Origin of the sequence: Achromobacter sp. ES-001 (assembly GCF_019448355.1) — a bacterium.
GTDB lineage: Bacteria > Pseudomonadota > Gammaproteobacteria > Burkholderiales > Burkholderiaceae_B > Achromobacter > Achromobacter spanius_B.
The window spans coordinates 4,067,274-4,085,853 of record NZ_CP079940.1; the positions used below are offsets into that span (position 1 = coordinate 4,067,274).

General features: G+C 64.8%; 20 protein-coding genes. 6 read left to right on the plus strand and 14 right to left on the minus strand.

What is annotated here, in order from left to right:
- Positions 1-58: 58 nt before the first annotated feature.
- Positions 59-988 (plus strand): LysR family transcriptional regulator, encoded by a 930-nt coding sequence (locus KYT87_RS18245; RefSeq protein ID WP_219990533.1) that lies wholly within the window; start codon positions 59-61, stop codon positions 986-988.
- 86 nt (positions 989-1,074) lie between these two features.
- The gene (locus tag KYT87_RS18250; protein ID WP_219990534.1) at positions 1,075-1,422 is read left to right on the plus strand and encodes a zinc ribbon domain-containing protein YjdM; all 348 of its coding nucleotides are present in this window, start codon (positions 1,075-1,077) and stop codon (positions 1,420-1,422) included.
- A 53-nt stretch (positions 1,423-1,475) separates the two neighbouring features.
- Here KYT87_RS18250 and KYT87_RS18255 read toward each other — a convergent pair whose 3' ends face one another.
- The 12 genes from KYT87_RS18255 to KYT87_RS18310 form a co-directional block, all read right to left on the minus strand.
- Positions 1,476-1,712: a hypothetical protein gene (locus KYT87_RS18255; protein ID WP_219990535.1), complete on the minus strand. Its 237-nt coding sequence runs from the start codon at positions 1,710-1,712 to the stop codon at positions 1,476-1,478.
- Positions 1,713-1,727: 15 nt separating this feature from the next.
- Positions 1,728-1,964, minus strand: coding sequence for a FixH family protein (locus KYT87_RS18260; protein WP_046805397.1), 237 nt, complete (start codon positions 1,962-1,964; stop codon positions 1,728-1,730).
- Positions 1,965-1,993: 29 nt separating this feature from the next.
- Positions 1,994-3,484 (minus strand): cytochrome c oxidase accessory protein CcoG, encoded by a 1,491-nt coding sequence (gene ccoG, locus KYT87_RS18265; protein WP_219990536.1) that lies wholly within the window; start codon positions 3,482-3,484, stop codon positions 1,994-1,996.
- Between the two features lie 76 nt (positions 3,485-3,560).
- Positions 3,561-4,577, minus strand: a complete 1,017-nt coding sequence (gene ccoP / locus KYT87_RS18270; protein WP_219990537.1) for a cytochrome-c oxidase, cbb3-type subunit III — start codon at positions 4,575-4,577, stop codon at positions 3,561-3,563.
- Entirely contained in the window at positions 4,574-4,750 is a 177-nt protein-coding gene (locus KYT87_RS18275) for a CcoQ/FixQ family Cbb3-type cytochrome c oxidase assembly chaperone (protein ID WP_104144319.1), read from the minus strand. Before KYT87_RS18275 ends, ccoP begins: the two co-directional genes overlap by 4 nt.
- Before the next feature lie 2 nt (positions 4,751-4,752).
- Complete coding sequence (ccoO, locus tag KYT87_RS18280) at positions 4,753-5,499, minus strand: cytochrome-c oxidase, cbb3-type subunit II (protein WP_219990538.1); 747 nt, start codon at positions 5,497-5,499, stop codon at positions 4,753-4,755.
- Positions 5,500-5,509: 10 nt separating this feature from the next.
- Positions 5,510-7,006: a cytochrome-c oxidase, cbb3-type subunit I gene (gene ccoN / locus KYT87_RS18285; protein ID WP_046805401.1), complete on the minus strand. Its 1,497-nt coding sequence runs from the start codon at positions 7,004-7,006 to the stop codon at positions 5,510-5,512.
- Between the two features lie 215 nt (positions 7,007-7,221).
- Complete coding sequence (ccoS, locus tag KYT87_RS18290) at positions 7,222-7,383, minus strand: cbb3-type cytochrome oxidase assembly protein CcoS (protein WP_046805402.1); 162 nt, start codon at positions 7,381-7,383, stop codon at positions 7,222-7,224.
- On the minus strand, positions 7,380-8,354 hold the full coding sequence (locus KYT87_RS18295; RefSeq protein WP_046805456.1) for a membrane protein: 975 nt from the start codon (positions 8,352-8,354) through the stop codon (positions 7,380-7,382). The genes ccoS and KYT87_RS18295 overlap by 4 nt, the downstream gene beginning before the upstream one ends.
- 74 nt (positions 8,355-8,428) lie before the next feature.
- Positions 8,429-9,625: a CaiB/BaiF CoA-transferase family protein gene (locus tag KYT87_RS18300; protein WP_219990539.1), complete on the minus strand. Its 1,197-nt coding sequence runs from the start codon at positions 9,623-9,625 to the stop codon at positions 8,429-8,431.
- A complete protein-coding gene (locus tag KYT87_RS18305) occupies positions 9,622-10,503 on the minus strand; it encodes a CoA ester lyase (RefSeq protein WP_219990540.1) in 882 nt (293 codons plus the stop codon). The genes KYT87_RS18300 and KYT87_RS18305 overlap by 4 nt, the downstream gene beginning before the upstream one ends.
- Positions 10,504-10,542: 39 nt before the next feature.
- Positions 10,543-11,541, minus strand: coding sequence for a tripartite tricarboxylate transporter substrate binding protein (locus KYT87_RS18310; protein WP_046805405.1), 999 nt, complete (start codon positions 11,539-11,541; stop codon positions 10,543-10,545).
- 145 nt (positions 11,542-11,686) lie between these two features.
- Between KYT87_RS18310 and KYT87_RS18315 the strand changes: the two genes are divergently transcribed.
- The gene (locus KYT87_RS18315; RefSeq protein WP_046805406.1) at positions 11,687-12,544 is read left to right on the plus strand and encodes a LysR family transcriptional regulator; all 858 of its coding nucleotides are present in this window, start codon (positions 11,687-11,689) and stop codon (positions 12,542-12,544) included.
- On the opposite strand, the gene KYT87_RS18320 is transcribed toward KYT87_RS18315, so the two are convergent.
- Positions 12,541-13,437, minus strand: coding sequence for a LysR family transcriptional regulator (locus tag KYT87_RS18320; protein ID WP_219990541.1), 897 nt, complete (start codon positions 13,435-13,437; stop codon positions 12,541-12,543). The genes KYT87_RS18315 and KYT87_RS18320 overlap by 4 nt on opposite strands.
- Positions 13,438-13,543: 106 nt before the next feature.
- Here KYT87_RS18320 and KYT87_RS18325 point away from each other — a divergent pair, with 106 nt between their 5' ends.
- Positions 13,544-14,608 (plus strand): NAD(P)-dependent alcohol dehydrogenase, encoded by a 1,065-nt coding sequence (locus KYT87_RS18325; RefSeq protein ID WP_219990542.1) that lies wholly within the window; start codon positions 13,544-13,546, stop codon positions 14,606-14,608.
- 172 nt (positions 14,609-14,780) lie between these two features.
- On the opposite strand, the gene aceA is transcribed toward KYT87_RS18325, so the two are convergent.
- On the minus strand, positions 14,781-16,100 hold the full coding sequence (gene aceA / locus KYT87_RS18330; protein ID WP_046805409.1) for an isocitrate lyase: 1,320 nt from the start codon (positions 16,098-16,100) through the stop codon (positions 14,781-14,783).
- Positions 16,101-16,420: 320 nt separating this feature from the next.
- On the opposite strand from aceA, the gene queF reads away from it, so the two are divergent.
- On the plus strand, positions 16,421-17,245 hold the full coding sequence (gene queF, locus KYT87_RS18335) for an NADPH-dependent 7-cyano-7-deazaguanine reductase QueF (RefSeq protein ID WP_046805410.1): 825 nt from the start codon (positions 16,421-16,423) through the stop codon (positions 17,243-17,245).
- A gap of 174 nt (positions 17,246-17,419) precedes the next feature.
- Positions 17,420-18,574 (plus strand): M20 aminoacylase family protein, encoded by a 1,155-nt coding sequence (locus KYT87_RS18340; RefSeq protein ID WP_046805411.1) that lies wholly within the window; start codon positions 17,420-17,422, stop codon positions 18,572-18,574.
- Positions 18,575-18,580: the final 6 nt, after the last annotated feature.

Below are 18,580 nucleotides of genomic sequence, written 5' to 3' on the forward strand. Positions count from 1 at the left end.
ACGCCTGTTTCCGTAAAATGAAACTTTTGCACCAACCGTTCACCACAGGCGATCAATCATGGAACGCAACTTGAATGTGCCCGCCCTGCTGTCGCGGCTGCGCATGCGGCAGATCGTGCTGCTGCTGGCTATCGACGAACGCGGCACGCTGCGCGCGGCGGCGGCGCAGCTGAACATGACGCAGTCGGCCGCCAGCAAAATGCTGCACGAACTGGAATTGGCGTTGGGGCAGCCCCTGTTTGAACGGGTGGGTCGCGGGCTGGCGCTGACGCCCGCCGGCGTATGCGTGATGGGCTACTTTCGCGGCATGCGCGGCACCATGTCGTCGCTGGCGCGCGAGCTGGATGCATTGCGGCTGGGCAGCGCGGGCAAACTCTTCATCGGCAGCATCATGGCGGCCTCGCCCGGCCACCTGACCGACGCCTTGCTGCGCCTGAAGCAGACCTATCCGCTGCTGGCCGTGGAAATTGCCACGGGCACCAGCGACCTGCTGATCGCGCAGCTGAACGAAGGCAAGCTGGATGTGGTGATCGGCCGCATGCTGACCCTGTCGGACCGCAACTACGTGTTCCGGCCCATCGGCGACGAGGCGCTGTCGGTGATCGCGGCGGTGGACCATCCGCTGGCCGGGCAAAAGCGCTTGGCGTTCGACGCCATGTTGGCGTATCCCTGGATCTTGCAGCCGCACGGCAGCCCGATGCGCGATGTGATCGAACAGGAATTCCGGTCGCACAACGTGGCGACGCCGCCGGGGCTGATCGAGTCCGCGTCCATTTTGACCACCACCAACCTGGCGATGAAGTCGCACATGCTGGGGGTGATTCCCGAGTCGGTGGCCAGCCGGTATGCGGCGCACGGCTTGCTGGCCATCCTGCCCTACCAGATACGCCAGTCGCTGACCGAGTTCGGCAGCATCGTCCCGCGCGACCGCCCGTTAAGCGCGGCCGGCCAGCATTTTGTGGACCTGCTGCACGATATTCAACGATGATGCGGGCGCGTTAGGCGAATTTTGCGTATCGGGGGAAGTACAATCGCCCATTGCGCCCCGCGCGCTTTTTATCCGAGGTTTTCCCCGTGAGTGCCCTGCCCGCCTGTCCGAAATGCCAATCCGAATACACCTACGAAGACGGCGGCAACTACGTCTGCCCGGAGTGCGCGCATGAATGGCCCACCGCGGCCGGCGATGACACCGCAGCCACCGAGGACGCCCGCGTCTACCGCGATTCGGCCGGTAACGTGCTGCAGGACGGCGACACCATCACCGTCATCAAGGACTTGAAGCTCAAGGGCTCGGGCGGCGTGGTCAAGATGGGCACGAAGGTCAAGGGCATCCGCCTGGTCGACAGCGACCACGACATCGATTGCAAGATCGACGGCTTTGGCCAGATGAGCCTGAAGTCGGAATTCGTGAAGAAGGTCTAGCGTCCGGTTGCGCCTGTCGCACTGCCCCGCGCACGGCGAGGGGCAGCGTTCTATCAAAGGTCTTCGTCTTCAACCGCCTTGGGCATCAGGTAGGCGGTCAGCAGGCTGGACAGCCCCGCCATCACCCACAGCACGAAGAACGACACCGTGTAAAAGCCCACGCGCCCGGTGGGCACGTGCCCGAAGACGGCCACATCCAGCGGGTCGATCAGCGCGAAGATCAACGCGCTGCCCATCGCCGCCGCCAAGAACGACGGCCACAAAATCCACATCAATGAACGCAGGCCCATCTGTGCTCTCCCTGGTTAAGGGTTGGCTTGCGCGGCGCGTGCGCCCTCGCTTGCCCGGGGTGCGACCTGTTCGATCACCAGGCCGCGCTTGACCACGCCGTCCTGGATCGGCTCGTGGGTGAAGTTGCTGTAGGCGAAGTAGATCGTGATGAAGCATCCGATCATGGCCGCGAAGGGGCCGGCCATCAGGATCCACGGCCAGGGCTCGCGGTACCAGGGCTTGGGCGTGGGCAGGGATGAGGCGGTTGTCATGGAAAGTCCTTGAATCGGGCGAAGCGGGCTTAATCGGGTACGTAGAAACTGGCGGCTTCGTCGGTCTGGATGGACCGGTTTTCGCCGTCGTGGCCGCGCGCGCGCAGCGTGATGGGATGGGCGCCCGGCTCCACGCCGGCAGGCGCGCGGATCACCATGGGCACCAGCTTGTTGGCGGCCGGCTCAACCTCAACCATGTCGGACCCTTGGCGCCCGGCCATCACTTGCAGGCCCGGCATGCCGTCCGCCGACAGGCGCAACCGCATGGCGGTGTCCGACGTGTTGATGATTTGCAGGCGGTAGACGTTTTCGATCTGCCCGCCGGCCACTTCGCGGCCCAAGGCGCCCCGGTCACGGATGACGTCGACCCGCAAGGGGTTGCGCATGGCCAGCGACGCCACAAAGGCCACGGCCAGTATCAGGATCAGCGTGCCGTAGATCAGCACGCGCGGGCGCAGAAGATGCGAGCGCGCGCTTTTGGCGCTCAGGCCATCCTGCATGGCGCGGTCGGACGTGTAGCGGATCAGGCCGGGTTCGTACTGCATCTTGTCCATGACCTGCTCGCAGGCGTCGATACAGGCGCCGCAGCCGATGCACATGTATTGCAGGCCGTCGCGGATGTCGATGCCGGTGGGGCACACTTGCACGCACAGGCTGCAATCGACACAGTCGCCCAGGCCGGCCGCCTTGTGATCCACTTTGCGCGAGCGCCCGCCGCGCGGGTCGCCCCGGCGCTTGTCATACGTAACCACAAAGGTGTCCGGGTCCACCATGACGCTTTGGAAGCGGGCATAGGGGCACATGTACTTGCACACGGATTCGCGCATGAAGCCGGCGTTGCCCCAGGTGGCAAAGCCATAGAACAACATCCAGAACCATTGCCACGGGCCGAGTTGCAGCGTGAACAGTTCATGGCCCAGTTCGCGGATCGGCGCGAAATAGCCGATGAAGGTCGACCCCGTCCACCAGGCCAGCGCAATCCACAGCACATGCTTGGTGATCTTTACGCGCGCCTTGTGCAGGCTCCAGGGTGCTTCGTCCAGACGGATGCGGGCGATGCGGTCGCCTTCGACCTTGCGCTCGATCCACATGAAAATTTCGGTGTAGACGGTTTGCGGACAGGCGTAGCCGCAGAACAGTCGGCCGGCGACGGCGGTGAACAGGAACAGCGCCAGCGCCGAGATGACCAGCAGCACGGCCAGGTACACCACGTCTTGCGGCCACAGCACCAGGCCGAACAGATAGAACTTGCGCGCGCCCAGGTCGAACAGCACGGCTTGGCGGCCGTTCCATTGCAGCCAGGGCAAGCCGTAGAAGATCAGCTGCGTGATGAAGACAAACGCGATGCGCCAGCGGGCAAAGTTGCCGCTGACGGATCGCGGATAGATCTTGCTGCGCACGCCGGCCAGCGTCTGCTCCAGGGTTTCGGCCCCGGAACGAGGCGGACGTGTGTGCGGGCGCCAGGGCGGCGGGTCGCCGCCAGGCTGCGTGCCGACGCTTGCGGTTGACCCTTCATCCATATGCTGCTCCGTACTGTAAGTCCATTGATGTGAAGGGCCGCCGGGACGTCCCTTCACCTATGCGCCGCCGGCCGCGTTACTTGACCGCCGTGGTGCCGCCGACCGCCGCGGTATCGACCGCCGCGGTGCCGACCGCCGCGGTATCGACCGCCGCGGTGCCGACCGCCGCCTGCCCGCCCGCTTCGGGCTTGTTCGACAAGCCCCATACCCACGCCGTCAACACCTTGATCTGCTCGGGATTCAGGATGTGTTCGTGCGCCGGCATGCGGTTGTCGCGACCGTCCAGGATGGTCTTGACGATGGAGGCTTCCGACGAGCCATACAGCCACACGTCGTCCGTCAGGTTGGGCGCGCCCACCAGCTGGTTGCCCTTGCCGTCCACACCGTGACAGGCGACGCAGAAGTTGCCGAATTCGCGCTTGCCGCGAAACACGCGCACCGGGTCCGCCGTCAGCCCCGACAAGGACCGCACATACTGCGCGATGTCGCCGGCCGTCTTGGCGTCGATCGCGGCCTTCCACGGCGGCATCACGCCATGGCGCCCTTCCTTGATGGTCTTCATGATGGTTTCGGGCGAACCGCCGTGCAGCCAGTCACCATCGGTCAGGTTGGGAAAGCTGGGGCCGCCCTTGGCGTCCGAGCCATGGCACTGCGCGCAGTTGTTCAGGAACAGGCGCTGGCCGATTTCACGGGCGCCCGTGTCCTGCGCGATCTGCGGCACGGTCATCGTTTCAAAACGCGCGTAGATGGGGCGCACGGCCTCGGCCATCTTGGCCTGCTGCCGCGCCACTTCCTCGGTGCTGCTGTAGCCCAGCTGGCCCTTGTACGAACCCAGGCCCGGCATGAAGAACAGATAGCCCAGCGCGAACAGGCACGCCAGCAGGTACATCCACGTCCACCACGTGGGAACAGGATTGTTCAGTTCGGTCAGGTCGCCGTCCCAGACGTGGCCGGTGTCTTCCACCTGCCCGGCGGCCGGCTTGGCGCCCAGCCAGCGGCGCTGCGTATACAGCAGCCACACGCACCAGACCACGCCGCCCACGGCAACGACCGAAATGAAAATGCCCCAGAAGCCATTGACGAAATCGCTCATGACCGATTCGCTCCATCTTGTTGTGCCTGTCCGAATTCATCGGGCAGTGCGAACGGCAACATGGCCGATTCGCGATTGGCGCTCTGGCGCCCGCGCGAGCAGGCCCACCAGACGATGCCGAAAAAGGTCGCCATGGAAATGGCGGTAATGAATGCGCTCAGGATGCCCAGCATGATCAGCCTCCCGAAGCCGCCGGCACGGCGGCTTGTGCAGCGGGTTGTGCAGCGGGTTGTGCAGCCGATTGCGCGGCGGCCTTCTTCGCCGCTTCGGCCGCCCGGGCCTCTTCGGCCTGCTTGGCGCGGCGCACGCCCACGCCCAGGCTTTGCAGGTAATCGACCAGCGCGTCTTCTTCCGTCTTACCCTCGATGGCCTTGGGCGCGCCGGCGATCTGCTCGTCCGTGTAAGGCACGCCCAGCTTGCGCAGGGCAAGCATGCGTTCGGACACGTTCTGACCGGTGATCACCGTCTTTTGCAACCACGGATACGCGGGCATGTTCGATTCGGGAACCACCTTGCGCGGGTCGCGCAAGTGGATGCGGTGCCAGTCGTCGGAATAGCGTTCGCCCACGCGCGCCAGGTCGGGCCCGGTGCGCTTGGAACCCCACAGGAACGGATGATCGAAGACCGATTCGGCGGCCGTCGAATACGAACCGTAGCGCTGCACCTCGGCGGCCAGCACGCGCACTTGTTGCGAGTGGCAGCCCACGCAGCCTTCACGGATGTACACGTCGCGGCCCATCAGCCGCAGCGGGCTGTAGGGCTCGACGCCCGCCACCGGCTGCGTCGTGCTGTGCTGAAAGAACAGCGGAATGATCTGCACCAGGCCCGCGAAGGACACCACCAGGATGCTGGCAATGATCATCCAGCCGATGTTCTTCTCAAGCGTCTGGTGAGAAAAGAAGCCAGTTTTTTTGTTGGCCATGATGTCCTCGTCAAACAGTGGCGGGCACGGCGGGCGCGGCGGGTGCGGCGACCGACGGGCGAGCGGCATGGGGATCGTCAAGCGGAATGGCGGGGTTGACCGGCTGCGCGCCGCGCACCGTCTTCCACACGTTCCAGGCCATCACGAACACGCCCGACAGGAACAAGGTGCCACCCAGCAAGCGGATCAGGTAGTACGGAACCCGGGTCTTCAGTTCTTCGACAAAGCTGTAGACCAGCGTGCCGTCGGAGGCCGTGTCGCGCCACATCAGGCCCTGCTGCACCCCGGCAATCCACATCGCGGCGATGTACAGCACCACGCCGATGGTGGCGATCCAGAAGTGCAGTTCGATGGCCTTCACGCTGTACATCTTTTCGCGGCCATACAGGCGCGGGATCAGGTAGTAGAGCGAGCCGAAGGAAATCATCGCGACCCAGCCCAGCGCGCCGGAGTGCACGTGGCCGATGGTCCAGTCCGTGTAGTGCGACAGCGCGTTGACGGTGCGGATCGACATCATCGACCCTTCGAACGTGGACATGCCGTAGAACGACAGCGCGGTGACCATGAACTTCAGGATCGGGTCGGTGCGCAGCTTGTACCAGGCGCCTTGCAGCGTCATGATGCCGTTGATCATCCCGCCCCAGGACGGCGCCAGCAGGATCAGCGAAAACGTCATGCCCAGCGATTGCGTCCAGTCAGGCAGCGACGTGTACAGCAAGTGGTGCGGACCCGCCCACATGTACGTGAAGGCCAGCGCCCAGAAGTGGACGATGGACAGGCGGTAGGAATAGATCGGGCGGCCGGCCTGCTTGGGCACGAAGTAATACATCATGCCCAGGAAGCTGGTGGTCAGGAAAAAGCCCACCGCGTTATGGCCGTACCACCACTGCACCATGGCGTCCTGCACGCCGGCGTACGCCGAGTACGACTTCCACATCGACACCGGCATTTCGATGTTGTTGAAGATGTGCAGGATGGCGATGGTCAGGATGTACGAGCCGAAGAACCAGTTGGCCACGTAGATGTGCTTGGACCGGCGCTTGATGATGGTGCCGAAGAACACGATGGCGTAGGCGACCCAGACCAAGGTGATCAGGATGTCGATGGGCCATTCCAGTTCGGCGTATTCCTTGCTGCTGGTAAAGCCCATGGGCAAGGTGATCGCGGCGGCGACGATGACGATCTGCCAGCCCCAGAACGTGAAGGCGGCCAGCTTGTCGCAGAACAAGCGCGCCTGACAGGTGCGTTGGACAACGTAGTACGACGTCGTGAACAGAGCGCTGCCGCCAAAGGCGAAGATCACCGCGTTGGTGTGCAGCGGGCGCAGGCGGCCATAGCTGAGCCATGCGGTGTCGAAATTCAACTGCGGCCAAATCAGCTGCGCGGCGATAAATACGCCCACAGCCATGCCGACTATGCCCCACACCACCGTCATGAGCGCGAACTGCCTCACGATCTTGTAGTTGAAGGTATCGGCCTTGCTTGCGATTGCGGGGCAATCGTTCATCACCCTTCCCCTAAAGTAACAAATAGCTCCAGGCTTGAATGATGGGACTAGGCACACAAGTCGACGTTGATATGGATCAAGCGCACAACGGCCAGACAGGGAACGCGGCAATGCCGCAACGGACTCACGCGCGCGCGGCCTCAATGGCAACGCGCGCGCGGGCGCCCAGGCGCCGGGGAACCGGGGTGTCGGGAATGGGTGGGCGGGGTTTGCGCTTAGCCGCGCGAGCCGCGACCGCTGTCGTCGTCGCGCAGGATCGCCGTGCCGGCGTTGTCGGTATCGTCGTACTGGCCGTTGAACACGGCCCACCACAGCGATACGCCGATGGCCAGCACGAACAGCAGCGACAAGGGCAGCAAGAGATAGAGGATGGTCATGGCGCGGCTTCCAGCGCGCCGACGGGTGCGCTGCCAACCGACCAGTCGCGGCGGCACAGGCGCCACGAGTTATAGGCCACGGCCAGTGAGGACAGCAGCATCGTGATGGCGGCCAGCCAGGGTTGCACCCAGCCCAACAACGCCAGCGGCGTCATCAGCAAATGCCAGATCAACGAGCCGTACAGGTTCTGGCGGGCTTTCTCGCGCGCGCGGCGCAGCAGCGCGCCCAGCGCGGCGTCCGACATGGTGGGGTGCGCGGCCAATGCCGAATGCGCAGACGCCATGGCGGTGGGCACCGCCATCGACATCGCACAGGGGCAGCTCATGACCAGCAGCGCCACCATCACGGGCAGGCTGTGGGCGGGGTCGATGGCCGCCCAGCCGATAGCGGCGGCCAGCGCCAGCACCACCTGCGCCAACACGAAGCGCGAGGCCAGCCGATCGGCGCGCGCGCCCAATTCCAGCCGTTGGGTTTCCACGCGCTGATGCCGCAGGCCGCCCGCCGCGTCGCCGAAGGATTGGCGGGCGCACAGTTCCAGGTAGCGCGCGGTCAGCAAGAACGCCACGAACATCGTGACGGAATCGAAATAGACGTCGCCTCGCCCGGTCCAGGTGGCGTGAACGCTGGGAACAAACGCCGCCACGATGCCCAACGCAACGGGCACGTCCATGCCCGCGCGGCCGTGGCGCAGGTTGTCACCGGCATGGCGCCAGATGGGCCAGGCCGAATACAGCACCACGGGAATGGTCAGGGCGAAGCTGGCCCAGTTCATCAGCACGATGGCCCAGTCCAGCGTTTCCAGCGCGTCGGCGGGCATGCTGTCATGGCGCAGGTAACCGGGCCACGCAAACATCATGACCTGCATCATGGCGAGCCACGCCAGCGACAGGCGCACCAAGGCGTGGCGGCGTTGCTGGCGGTCGGCGTCGGACAGGGACGCCGGGACGGCGAAAATCGATTTTGCTCGCATGCGCCGATGGTACCCAGCAGCGAAGGCCGGCACCTTGATCTGGATCAAGGCGGCTTTTCCGGCGTCCAAGCCAGCTATCGCAACGCGCCGCGCTTTTTCAGGTCGGCCACCCGCTCGGCGCAGATTCCCGCTTCGGCCAGCACCTCTTCGCTGTGTTCGCCAAACGCGGGCGCGGCGCGCGGCGTGTCCGCCTGGCTGCGGCCGAACTTGATCGCCTGCGCGAAGCCCCGGTAGCTGCCAACGACCGGATGCGCGAATGTGGAGATCATCTTCTCGGCCTGCACCTGGGGAAAGTCGAACATGTCTTCAACGCCGCGCGCGGCGGCGCAAGGCACCTCTTCGCCAAACCAGGCCTCCCATTCCAGCGCAGTGCGCGCGCGCAGCGCTTCATGCAGGCGCGGCACGATTTCGTCGCGATGCTCGGCGCGCTTGCGCACCGAGTCGTAACGCGGATTCGCCGCCAGGTCCGCCAGCCCGGTCTTCTCGCACAAGGCCTGCCAGAAGTGTGGCGTGTTGGCCGAGATATACAGATAGCCGCCGCCCGTGGGGTGCAGGCCCGTGATGCCGCCCGAACGCATGTCGCGCCCGATCTCGCGCGGTTCGCCCTCGGCCCAGACCAGCCGGGCCGATTGCAACGCCAGCGCGCTGCGCAGCAAGGACACGCCCACGAACTGCCCGCGACCGCTGCGTTCGCGTTCATACAGCGCCGACGCCACCCCGGCCGCCACCATGGACGAGGCGTAGTAATCCACCACCGAGCCGTACAGGATCTCAGGCGGGCCTTCCGCCTTGCCCTGCAACGCACACATGCCCGTCATGGTTTGCAGCACCTGGTCGTAGCCCGCCTTGTCCTTGAGCGGACCGGTTTCCCCATAGCCGGTGACGGCGCAGTAGATCAGCCGGGGGTTCACCTCGGCCAGCTGCTCGTAGGCGATGCCCAGGCGCGCGGGCACGCTGGGCCGAAAGTTGTGCACCAGCACGTCCGCCTGGCGCGCCAGGTCGTGCAGCACGGCCAACGCGTCGGGCTGTTTCAGGTCCAGCACCAGCCCGCGCTTGCCCCGGTTCACGCCCAGGAAGGCGCGGCTTTCGGTGTCCAGCGTGGACGGGTACTTGCGCAGGTTGTCGCCCGTGGGCGGTTCCACCTTGATGACGTCCGCGCCCTGGTCCGCCAGCAGCGTGCAGCCATACGGCCCGGCGATGTAGGCGCTTAAGTCCAGCACGCGTACGCCCGCCAGCGGGCCACCGGTACAAACTTGTTCAGTTGCCATCATTGCTGTTGCTCCGTGCCGTCCAGCCCCAAGGCCTGGGCCGAACGCAGTATCGCTTCGGCGCGGCGCAGGAACGGGCCGTCGATCATGCGGCCGTCCACCACGAACGCGGCGACGCCTTTGTCCGATGCCTCGCGCGCCGCCTGCACCACGCGGGTAGCGTGGGCGATTTCTTCATCCGTCGGGCGAAAGGCGGCGTTGACCAGCGGCACCTGGCGCGGGTGAATGCAGCTTTTGCCCAGGTAGCCCAGGCTGCGCGCCAGCTCGGCCTCGGCGCGAAAGCCCGCTTCGTCTTCGATATTGGCAAAGGCCGAGTCATAGGCAAACACCCCCGCCTCGGCCGCCGCCATGCGCAGCGCAAACATCGCCTGCTGCACGGCCACGTTCTGGCGGCGGCTGATGCCGGCGGGTTCGAAAAGATCCCCCAGGCCCAGCTGCAAGCCGGCCACCGACGGATGCGCGGCCGCCAAGGTGGCCGCCCGGCGCAGCGCGCGGGGCGATTCAATGTTCAACAGCAAACCGACCGGTTCATTCACCCCGTTGGCGGCACGCGCCTGTTCGATGGCGCTGGCCGCCGCCACCACGTCGGCCTCGCTTTCCGCCTTGGGCAGATTCACCAGATGCAGGCCCGGCCGCACCACCGCCTGCACGTCGGCATGAAAATGCCCACTGTCCAGCGCGTTGACCCGCACGATCAGCGTCTTGCCCGACGCCGCGGTCTGCGGGTCGGCCAGCATGCGGGCCAGGTGCTCGCGCGCTTCGGCCTTGCGCGACGGGGCCACGGCGTCCTCCAGGTCGAACGACAACGCGTCCGCGGGGCCGCTCAATGCCTTGGCGAATAACTCGGGACGGGAACCTGGAACGAACAGTTTGCTTCTCATGCTTGCGCTCTTGTGACGGAGGTTGAATCGGGGTCGTGCTTATTGAATGGATATGTTCCGGTCGCGCGCCACCTGCTTCCACTTGGCGGCGTCGGCCTGCACCAGATCGGCAAACTGCGGCACGGTCAGTTCGGCCGGCACCGCGCTTTCCTCGGCGAACATGGCGCGCATCTTGTCGTCGTTGACGATGGCGCGAATCTCGGCGTTCAGCTTGTCGACCAGCGGCGCGGGGGTGCCGGCCGGGGCCAGCACGCCCCACCACAGTTCCACCGAGTAGCCGGGCTGGCCTTCACCGATGGTGGGCAGGTCGGGATAGAACTGCGACCGCTTGGGTGACGTGACGGCCAGCACGCGCAGCTTGCCGCCCTTGAGCAGCGATGCCGTCGACGCAAAGCTGCCGATCACGAAATCGACGCGGCCACCGGCCAAATCGTTCAGCGCGTGCGACATGCCCTTGTAGGGCACGTGCGTGAACGCCGTCTTCTCGCCGCCCGCCAGGATTTCGCTGGCCATCTGGTTGACCGAGCCCAGCCCGGCGCTGCCGTAGGTCAGCTTGCCCGGTTCTTTGCGGCCAACAGCCAACAGGTCGGCCATGGATTGGTACGGCGAGTCCTTGCCCACCACCAAGGCCATCGGGCTGCGCGCCAGCATCGCCACGGGCGCGAAGCTGCGCACCACGTCGTACTTCAAATTGGTCTGTACCGCCGCGTTGGTGGTCAGCGTGGACGAAGACAGCATCAGCACCGTGCCGTCCTTGGGTGCGCGCGCGACGTATTCCGCGCCAATCGCCCCGCCCGCGCCGGGCCGGTTTTCAACAATGACGGTGTTCGACAGGCGCGCTCCCAGCTTTTCGGCCAGCACACGTGCGAACACGTCATTGCTGCCGCCGGGCGGAAACGGCACCACCATGGTGATGGTGGGCGGTATGGAGGCGGACTGCGCCATGGCGGTCGCGGGCGCGCCCGCGGCAACCGCCAGCGTCAGGCTCAGGGCCAACGCGGGTATGGCCGCGCGCAGCGTGTGCAAAGTCAGGTTCATCGTAGGTCTCCTCGGTGTCGGTCTGTTCCGGCAGGCGTGGCACGCCCGTCCCGCAGCCGCTTTTCGTTGTGGTCGTCTCGCATACTAGGACCGGCCACTGATGATATAAAGCGAGGATTCTTAAAACACTACGTGAGGATTCCTGATGAAGATCGAATCTTTCCGTACGCTCAATGCGGTGCTGCGCGGCGGCAGCTTCGCGGCGGGCGCCGCGGACATGAACCTGTCGCCCAGCGCCGTCAGCTTGCAGATGAAGCAGATGGAGCAATACTTCGGCCAGCCGCTGTTCGACCGGTCGGCGCTACAGGTCAGGCCGAACGCCTTTGCCGCCGAAGTGGACGCGGTGCTGCAGGACGCGCTGGCCCGGCTGGACGAACTGCGCCGGCGCAGCACGCCCGCCGTTGAAGGGCGCGTGCGGCTGGGCACCATCGAACCGTTGCAGGTCACGCTGCTGCCCCCGCTGCTGCGCAAACTGCGGGAACGCTATCCCCAGCTGGACGTGCGGCTGGTGCGCGGCCGCGCCACCGAATTGACCGAGAAACTGAAAAAAGGGGAAATCGACGCCGCGATCATCACGCAGCCGGAGACGGGCGGGTCCAGCCGCCTGGTGTGGACGCCGCTGTTTCGGGAAACGCTGGTCCTGATCGCCCCGCCCGATTCCTCAGAAACGCGCGTGGCCGAACTGTTCCAGCGCTACGAATGGATTCGCTTTGACAAGACCACTATCGGTGGCCGACTGGCCGCGCGCTATGTGGCGCAGCACGCGCCGCACGCGCGCTGCCGCATCGAAATGCAGTCGCTGGCGGCGCTGACGGCGCTGGTGTCGGCAGGGCTGGGGGTGTGCGTGCTGCCCGAGCCGGGGCGCAACCTGCTGGACGTGCATCCCGTGCGCGTGTTGCCGCTGGGCAAACACGCGCCGTACCGGCAGATTTCCTTTGTGTGCCGGCAAGCAGACGAAGAGAACCGGCTGGTGCAGGCGCTGCTGGAAGGTGCACGGCCTTAGCTGGGCTCTGCCTGCTTGGCCATATCGATAAACGCGCGCAACGCCGACGATACGCGACGTTGCCTTGGGTAATACAGCATGAAGCCGGCAATTGTGGGGCACCAGTCATCCAGCATGCGCACCAGCCGGCCCGATTGCAGCAGGTCGCGCACGTAGTATTCCGGCACGCAGCCGATGCCGATGCCGTCCACCGCCGCGCGCACTTCCGCGTGCACGTCGCTAAGCGCGATGCGGCCGGACACGTCCACCTCAACCGCCACCCCGTCCTTTTCAAATTCCCATTTGTAGTAGCGCCCGCTGGGAAAGCGGTAGCGCACGCACTCGTGGGCCAGCAGGTCGTCGGGATGGCGCGGCAATGGCCGGCCCGCCAGGTAGGCAGGTGACGCCACGGTCGCCGCGCGCAGGCTGGGGCCGATCGGCACGGCCACCATGTCTTCCGGCACGGCCTCCAGCAAGCGCACGCCGGCATCGAAACCCGAGCCGACGATATCGACAAAGCTGTCGTCCTCGGCGATTTCCAGGCGGATATCCGGGTACGCCGCCAGGAAGCGCGCGGCCATCGGCATCAGCAACATGTAGGACGCGGCGCGAGACGTGTTGATCCGCAGCGTGCCGGACGCCGAACCCCGAAAGTGGTTCATCTCTTCCAACGCGTCGCCCAGGTTGGCAAGGGCGGGAAGCAGGCGCTCGGCCAGGCGTTGGCCGGCGTCGGTCAGCGCCACGCTGCGCGTCGTGCGGTTGAACAGGTTCACGCCCAACCGTTCTTCCAGGCTGCGGATCGCGTAGCTGACGGCGGACGTGGACAGGCCCAGTTCTTCGCCCGCGCGGCGAAAGCTGCAATGCCGGGCGACGGCGGCGAACGCCGCCAGGTGCGACAGGTTATCTGCCTGCATGATTATGCAAATTCCTTCAATAAAGCATGCGGAAATTCTAGCTTGATAGCGGGAATGCCGAGGAATATTGTGAACGTCTGCTTAACAAATTTAATTCGAGTCCACCATGATCCAAGCCCGTGGCTATGCCGCCCACAGTACCGACACCCCGCTCGTTCCGTTCAGCTTCACGCGCCGCGAGCCGGGCGATGACGACGTGCTGATCGACATTCTTTACAGCGGCATTTGCCATTCCGACTTGCATCAGGCGCGCGGCGACTGGGGCAATTCGGTGTTCCCGATGGTGCCGGGCCACGAGATCGTGGGCCGCGTGGCGCAAGTGGGCAAGAACGTCACCAAGTTCAAGGCAGGCGATTTCGCGGGCGTGGGCTGCATGGTGGATTCCTGCCTGCATTGCAAGGCCTGCCGCTTGAACCTGGAGCAGTACTGCGAGGAAGGCGCCACCCTGACCTATAACGACAAGGAACGCGGCAGCGACCAACTGACGTTTGGCGGCTATTCCGACCGCATCGTCGTCAAGGAACACTTTGTTGTGAAGGTGTCTGACAAGCTGGATCTGAAAGCCGTTGCTCCGCTGCTGTGCGCCGGCATCACCACGTATTCGCCGCTGCGCCACTGGAAGGTCGGCCCCGGCCAGAAGGTGGGCGTGATCGGCTTGGGCGGGCTGGGCCACATGGGCGTGAAGTTTGCCCATGCCATGGGCGCACATGTCGTGATGATCACCACTTCCGCCGACAAGGGCCGCGACGCCAGGCGCCTGGGCGCCGACGAGGTGCTGGTGTCGCGCGACGCAGCGGCGATGGCCGCGCACGCGGGCACGTTCGATTTCCTGTTGAACACCGTGCCCGTCAGCCATGACGTGAACCCGTACCTGGCGCTGCTGACGCTGAACGGCACGATGGCGCTGGTGGGCGCGCTGACGCCGCTGGACCCGATTCCGGGCGCGAACCTCATCATGGGCCGCAAGTCGATCGCGGGCTCGGCCATCGGTGGCATGGAAGAAACGCAAGAGATGATGGACTTCTGCGCCGAACACGGCATCGTCAGCGATGTCGAGATCATGCCGATCCAGGCCGTGAACGAGGCCTATGAACGGCTGGTAAAAAACGACGTGAAGTACCGCTTTGTCATCGACATGGCGTCGCTGGCGCAAAAGGCGGCGGCCGCTTAAGAGCAACAAGGCGCGGGCGCTGCCCCCCGAGGGAAAAAAAAGGGTGCCCGAAGGCACCCTGAATCCACCCTACAACAGCACCTACAACTGCAAAGCAATCTATCCGTGCGTCACCCGGTCAGCGCTCACCGGGTGACGCACCATGCGTTCAAGCAATCACGCATTCAAGCGTTCAAGCCACCTTCTGTTCCTTGCCGTGTTCGAACTGGGCTTCTTCCGTGGAGCCCGTCAGCGCCGTGGTCGAGGACTGGCCGTTTTCAATCGTCTGCGTCACGGCGTCGAAGTAGCCGGTGCCCACTTCGCGCTGGTGCTTCACGGCGGTGAAGCCCATTTCGGCGGCGGCGAATTCCTTCTGCTGCAATTCCACGAAGGCGCTCATCTGGCGGCGGGCATAGCCGTGGGCCAATTCGAACATGCCGTAGTTCAGTGCATGGAAGCCGGCCAGCGTGATGAACTGGAACTTGTAGCCCATGGCGCCCAGCTCGCGCTGGAACTTGGCGATGGTGCCGTCGTCCAGGTTCTTCTTCCAGTTGAACGAGGGCGAGCAGTTGTACGCCAGCAGCTTGCCCGGGAATTGACGATGGATGGCGTCCGCGAACTTGCGGGCATATTCCAGGTTGGGCGTGGATGTTTCGCACCAGATCAGGTCGGCGTACGGCGCGTAGGCCAGGCCACGCGAAATGGCTTGATCGATGCCGGCCTTGGTGCGGAAGAAGCCTTCCACGGTGCGCTCGCCGGTGATGAACGGGCGGTCGTTTTCGTCCACGTCGCTGGTCACCAGGTCGGCGGCATCGGCGTCGGTGCGGGCCAGCAGCACGGTGGGCGTGCCCATCGTGTCGGCCGCCAGGCGCGCCGACACCAGCTTGGCCACGGCTTCGCGGGTGGGCACCAGCACCTTGCCGCCCATGTGGCCGCACTTTTTCACGGACGCCAACTGGTCTTCGAAGTGCACGCCCGAGGCGCCGGCGTCGATCATTGCCTTCATCAGTTCAAAGGCATTGAGCACGCCGCCAAAGCCCGCTTCGGCATCGGCCACGATGGGCGCGAAGTAATCGATATAGCCTTCGTCGCCCGGGTTCTTGCCTTCCATCCATTGGATCTGGTCGCAGCGCGCCAACGAATTGTTGATGCGGCGAACCACTTGCGGCACCGAGTTGGCGGGGTACAGCGACTGGTCGGGATACATCTCGCCGGCCAGGTTGGCGTCGCCGGCCACTTGCCAGCCCGACAGGTAGATGGCCTTCAAACCGGCCTTGACCTGTTGCATGGCCTGGTTGCCGGTCAGGGCGCCCAGCGAATTCACGAAGGGTTCGCTATGCAGCAGTTCCCACAGACGGGTGGCGCCACGTTCGGCCAGCGTGTGCTGCACGCTGATCGAGCCGCGCAGGCGGATAACATCCTCGGCGCTGTAGTCGCGCTTGATGCCCTGCCAGCGGGTGTTCTCGGCCCAGTCTTTCTGCAAATTGCGGATTTCGGTTTCGCGAGTGCTCATGGTGATGCTCCTGGTCAGTGATAAGAAGACTTCAAAGATTCGCGTCTTGCATTGCGTGAATCGTTGGACAAAGTCTATGCCTCTGCTGCAAAGCAAGGTGGGCTTGTGTCTTATAGAAGACGAAAAATATTTACCTATAAAATCAATAGGTTGAACGCGGCATTTCGCATCACGAAACGCTTTTGTCATCTATGAAATGCGCTTTGGTTGCGTAGCAGCAGGAACTTTCACATCACGGGACTTACATTTCACAATGCGGAAAAACAGCCTTTTTCGCAGCGCCTACAATGCCGCTATTCCCCAGCTATTCCTGATTTGCCATGACCCTGTCGCACGGCCCCCTGGGCCAGAGCGTGGCCTACGCCTCGCAATACGATCCTTCGCTGCTGTTCCCCATCGCGCGGTCGCACAACCGCGCGGCGCTGAACCTGACCGCCGGCAACCTGCCCTTTACGGGCGTTGATCTCTGGAACGCCTACGAGCTGTCCTGGCTGGACGCCAAGGGCAAGCCGCGCGTGGCAATGGCCACGTTCTCGGTGCCGGCCGACAGCCCCAACATCATCGAATCCAAGTCATTCAAGCTCTATCTGAATTCGTTCAACCAGACGCGGCTGGTCAATTCCGCCGCGCTGCGTGGGCGGCTGGAACGCGACCTGAGCGCCGCGGCCGGCGCGCCGGTGGGCCTGGACTTCTTCCTGCCCCAGCGCTTTTCCGAATTGCAGATGGGCGAGATGGACGGCATCTATATCGACAAGCTGGATATCGAGATCGACACCTACGAGCCGGCGCCGCAAGTGCTGCGCACGCGGCCGGGCGACGTGGTCCAGGAAACGCTGGCATCACGGCTGTTGAAGTCCAACTGCCCCGTGACGGGCCAGCCGGATTGGGCCAGCGTGCAGATCCGCTACCGGGGCGCGCCCATCGACCGGGAATCGCTGCTGCGCTATGTGGTGTCTTTCCGCCAGCACGCCGAATTTCACGAACACTGCGTCGAGCGCATCTTCAGCGACATCATGCAGGCCTGCGCCCCCGAACAGCTGACCGTGTACGCGCGCTACACGCGCCGTGGTGGGCTGGACATCAATCCCTGGCGCAGCAACTTCGAAGCCGCGCCGCCGGCCGACGTGCGCACCGTTCGCCAATAAAGCCCACGCGGCGCGCCGCCTGGCTCGCGCCGCGGCCCGCCCGTTCTCACGCTTAGTTACACACGCACTGCCCGCCGCCGTTTTCGTTTATGGTTCGCACGGCATCAGGGCGGGCCGACCGGCTCGCCGCCACATCCGAACCCTTAGACATTTCACTCCCCCAAGGAGGCGGCAATGCAAGTGCGAGATTGGTTTGTCGAGCGTCAACCCGAGTACGCGCAATGGAGGCAAGACCTGCATGCGCACCCCGAGTTGAGTTTCCAGGAACACCGCACCGCCGAGCTCGTCGCGGCCAAGCTGCGGCAATGGGGTCTGGACGTGCATGCCGGCATCGGCGGCACAGGCGTGGTGGCCGTGTTGCAGGGCGAACGGCCGGGCAAGCGCCGCATCGGCCTGCGCGCCGACATGGACGCGCTGCCCATGCAGGAAAAAACCACGCTGCCCTACCGTTCCACCCATGAAGGCACGTTCCATGGCTGCGGCCACGACGGCCACACCGCCACGCTGCTGGCCGTGGCGCAGCACCTGTCGCAAAACCGGGACTTTGCCGGCACCATCAACTTCATCTTCCAGCCCGCCGAGGAAACCCTGGCCGGCGGCGTCGCGATGATGGCCGATGGACTCTTCAAGCGCTTTCCGTGCGACGAAATCTATGGCCTGCACAACAACCCCATGGTCGGCAAGGGCCGCGTGGCCGTGCGCGAAGGCGCATTGCTGGCAGCCTGTGACGGTTTTGTCATCCGCGTGCATGGCGTGGGCTGCCACGGCGGCATGCCGCAACAGGGCAATGACCCGGTCGTCATCGCCTGCCAGTTGGTGGGCATGCTGCAAACCGTTGTCAGCCGCGCGCTGGACCCTCTGGAATCGGGCGTGGTCAGCGTCGGCATGATGAACGGCGGCACCGCGCCCAACGTCATCCCCGACCTGATCGAGCTGCGCGGCACGATCCGCACCATGAGCCTCGCCGCCCGCGAAACAGCCCTGCGCCGGGTGCGTGAAATGTGCGAGGGGCTTGGGGTTGCCAACGCCACCCGCATCGACGTCGAATTCGGCATGGGCTGCCCCCCGACCATCAACGCGCCCGGTCCGGCGGCCACCGTCACGGCGGCCGCCACGCGCGTCGTCGGCGCCGACCTGGTCGATGACCGCATCACCCCGTTGATGGCGGGAGAAGATTTCGCGTATCTGCTCCAGGAATGTCCGGGCGCCTACTTCTTCGTAGGCCAGGACGGCCACTTCTGCCATCACCCGGAATACGACTTCGACGACGACATCCTGCCCACGGGCGCGGCCGTCTTCGTTGAGATCGTGCGCGACCGCCTGGGCTGATCCGCC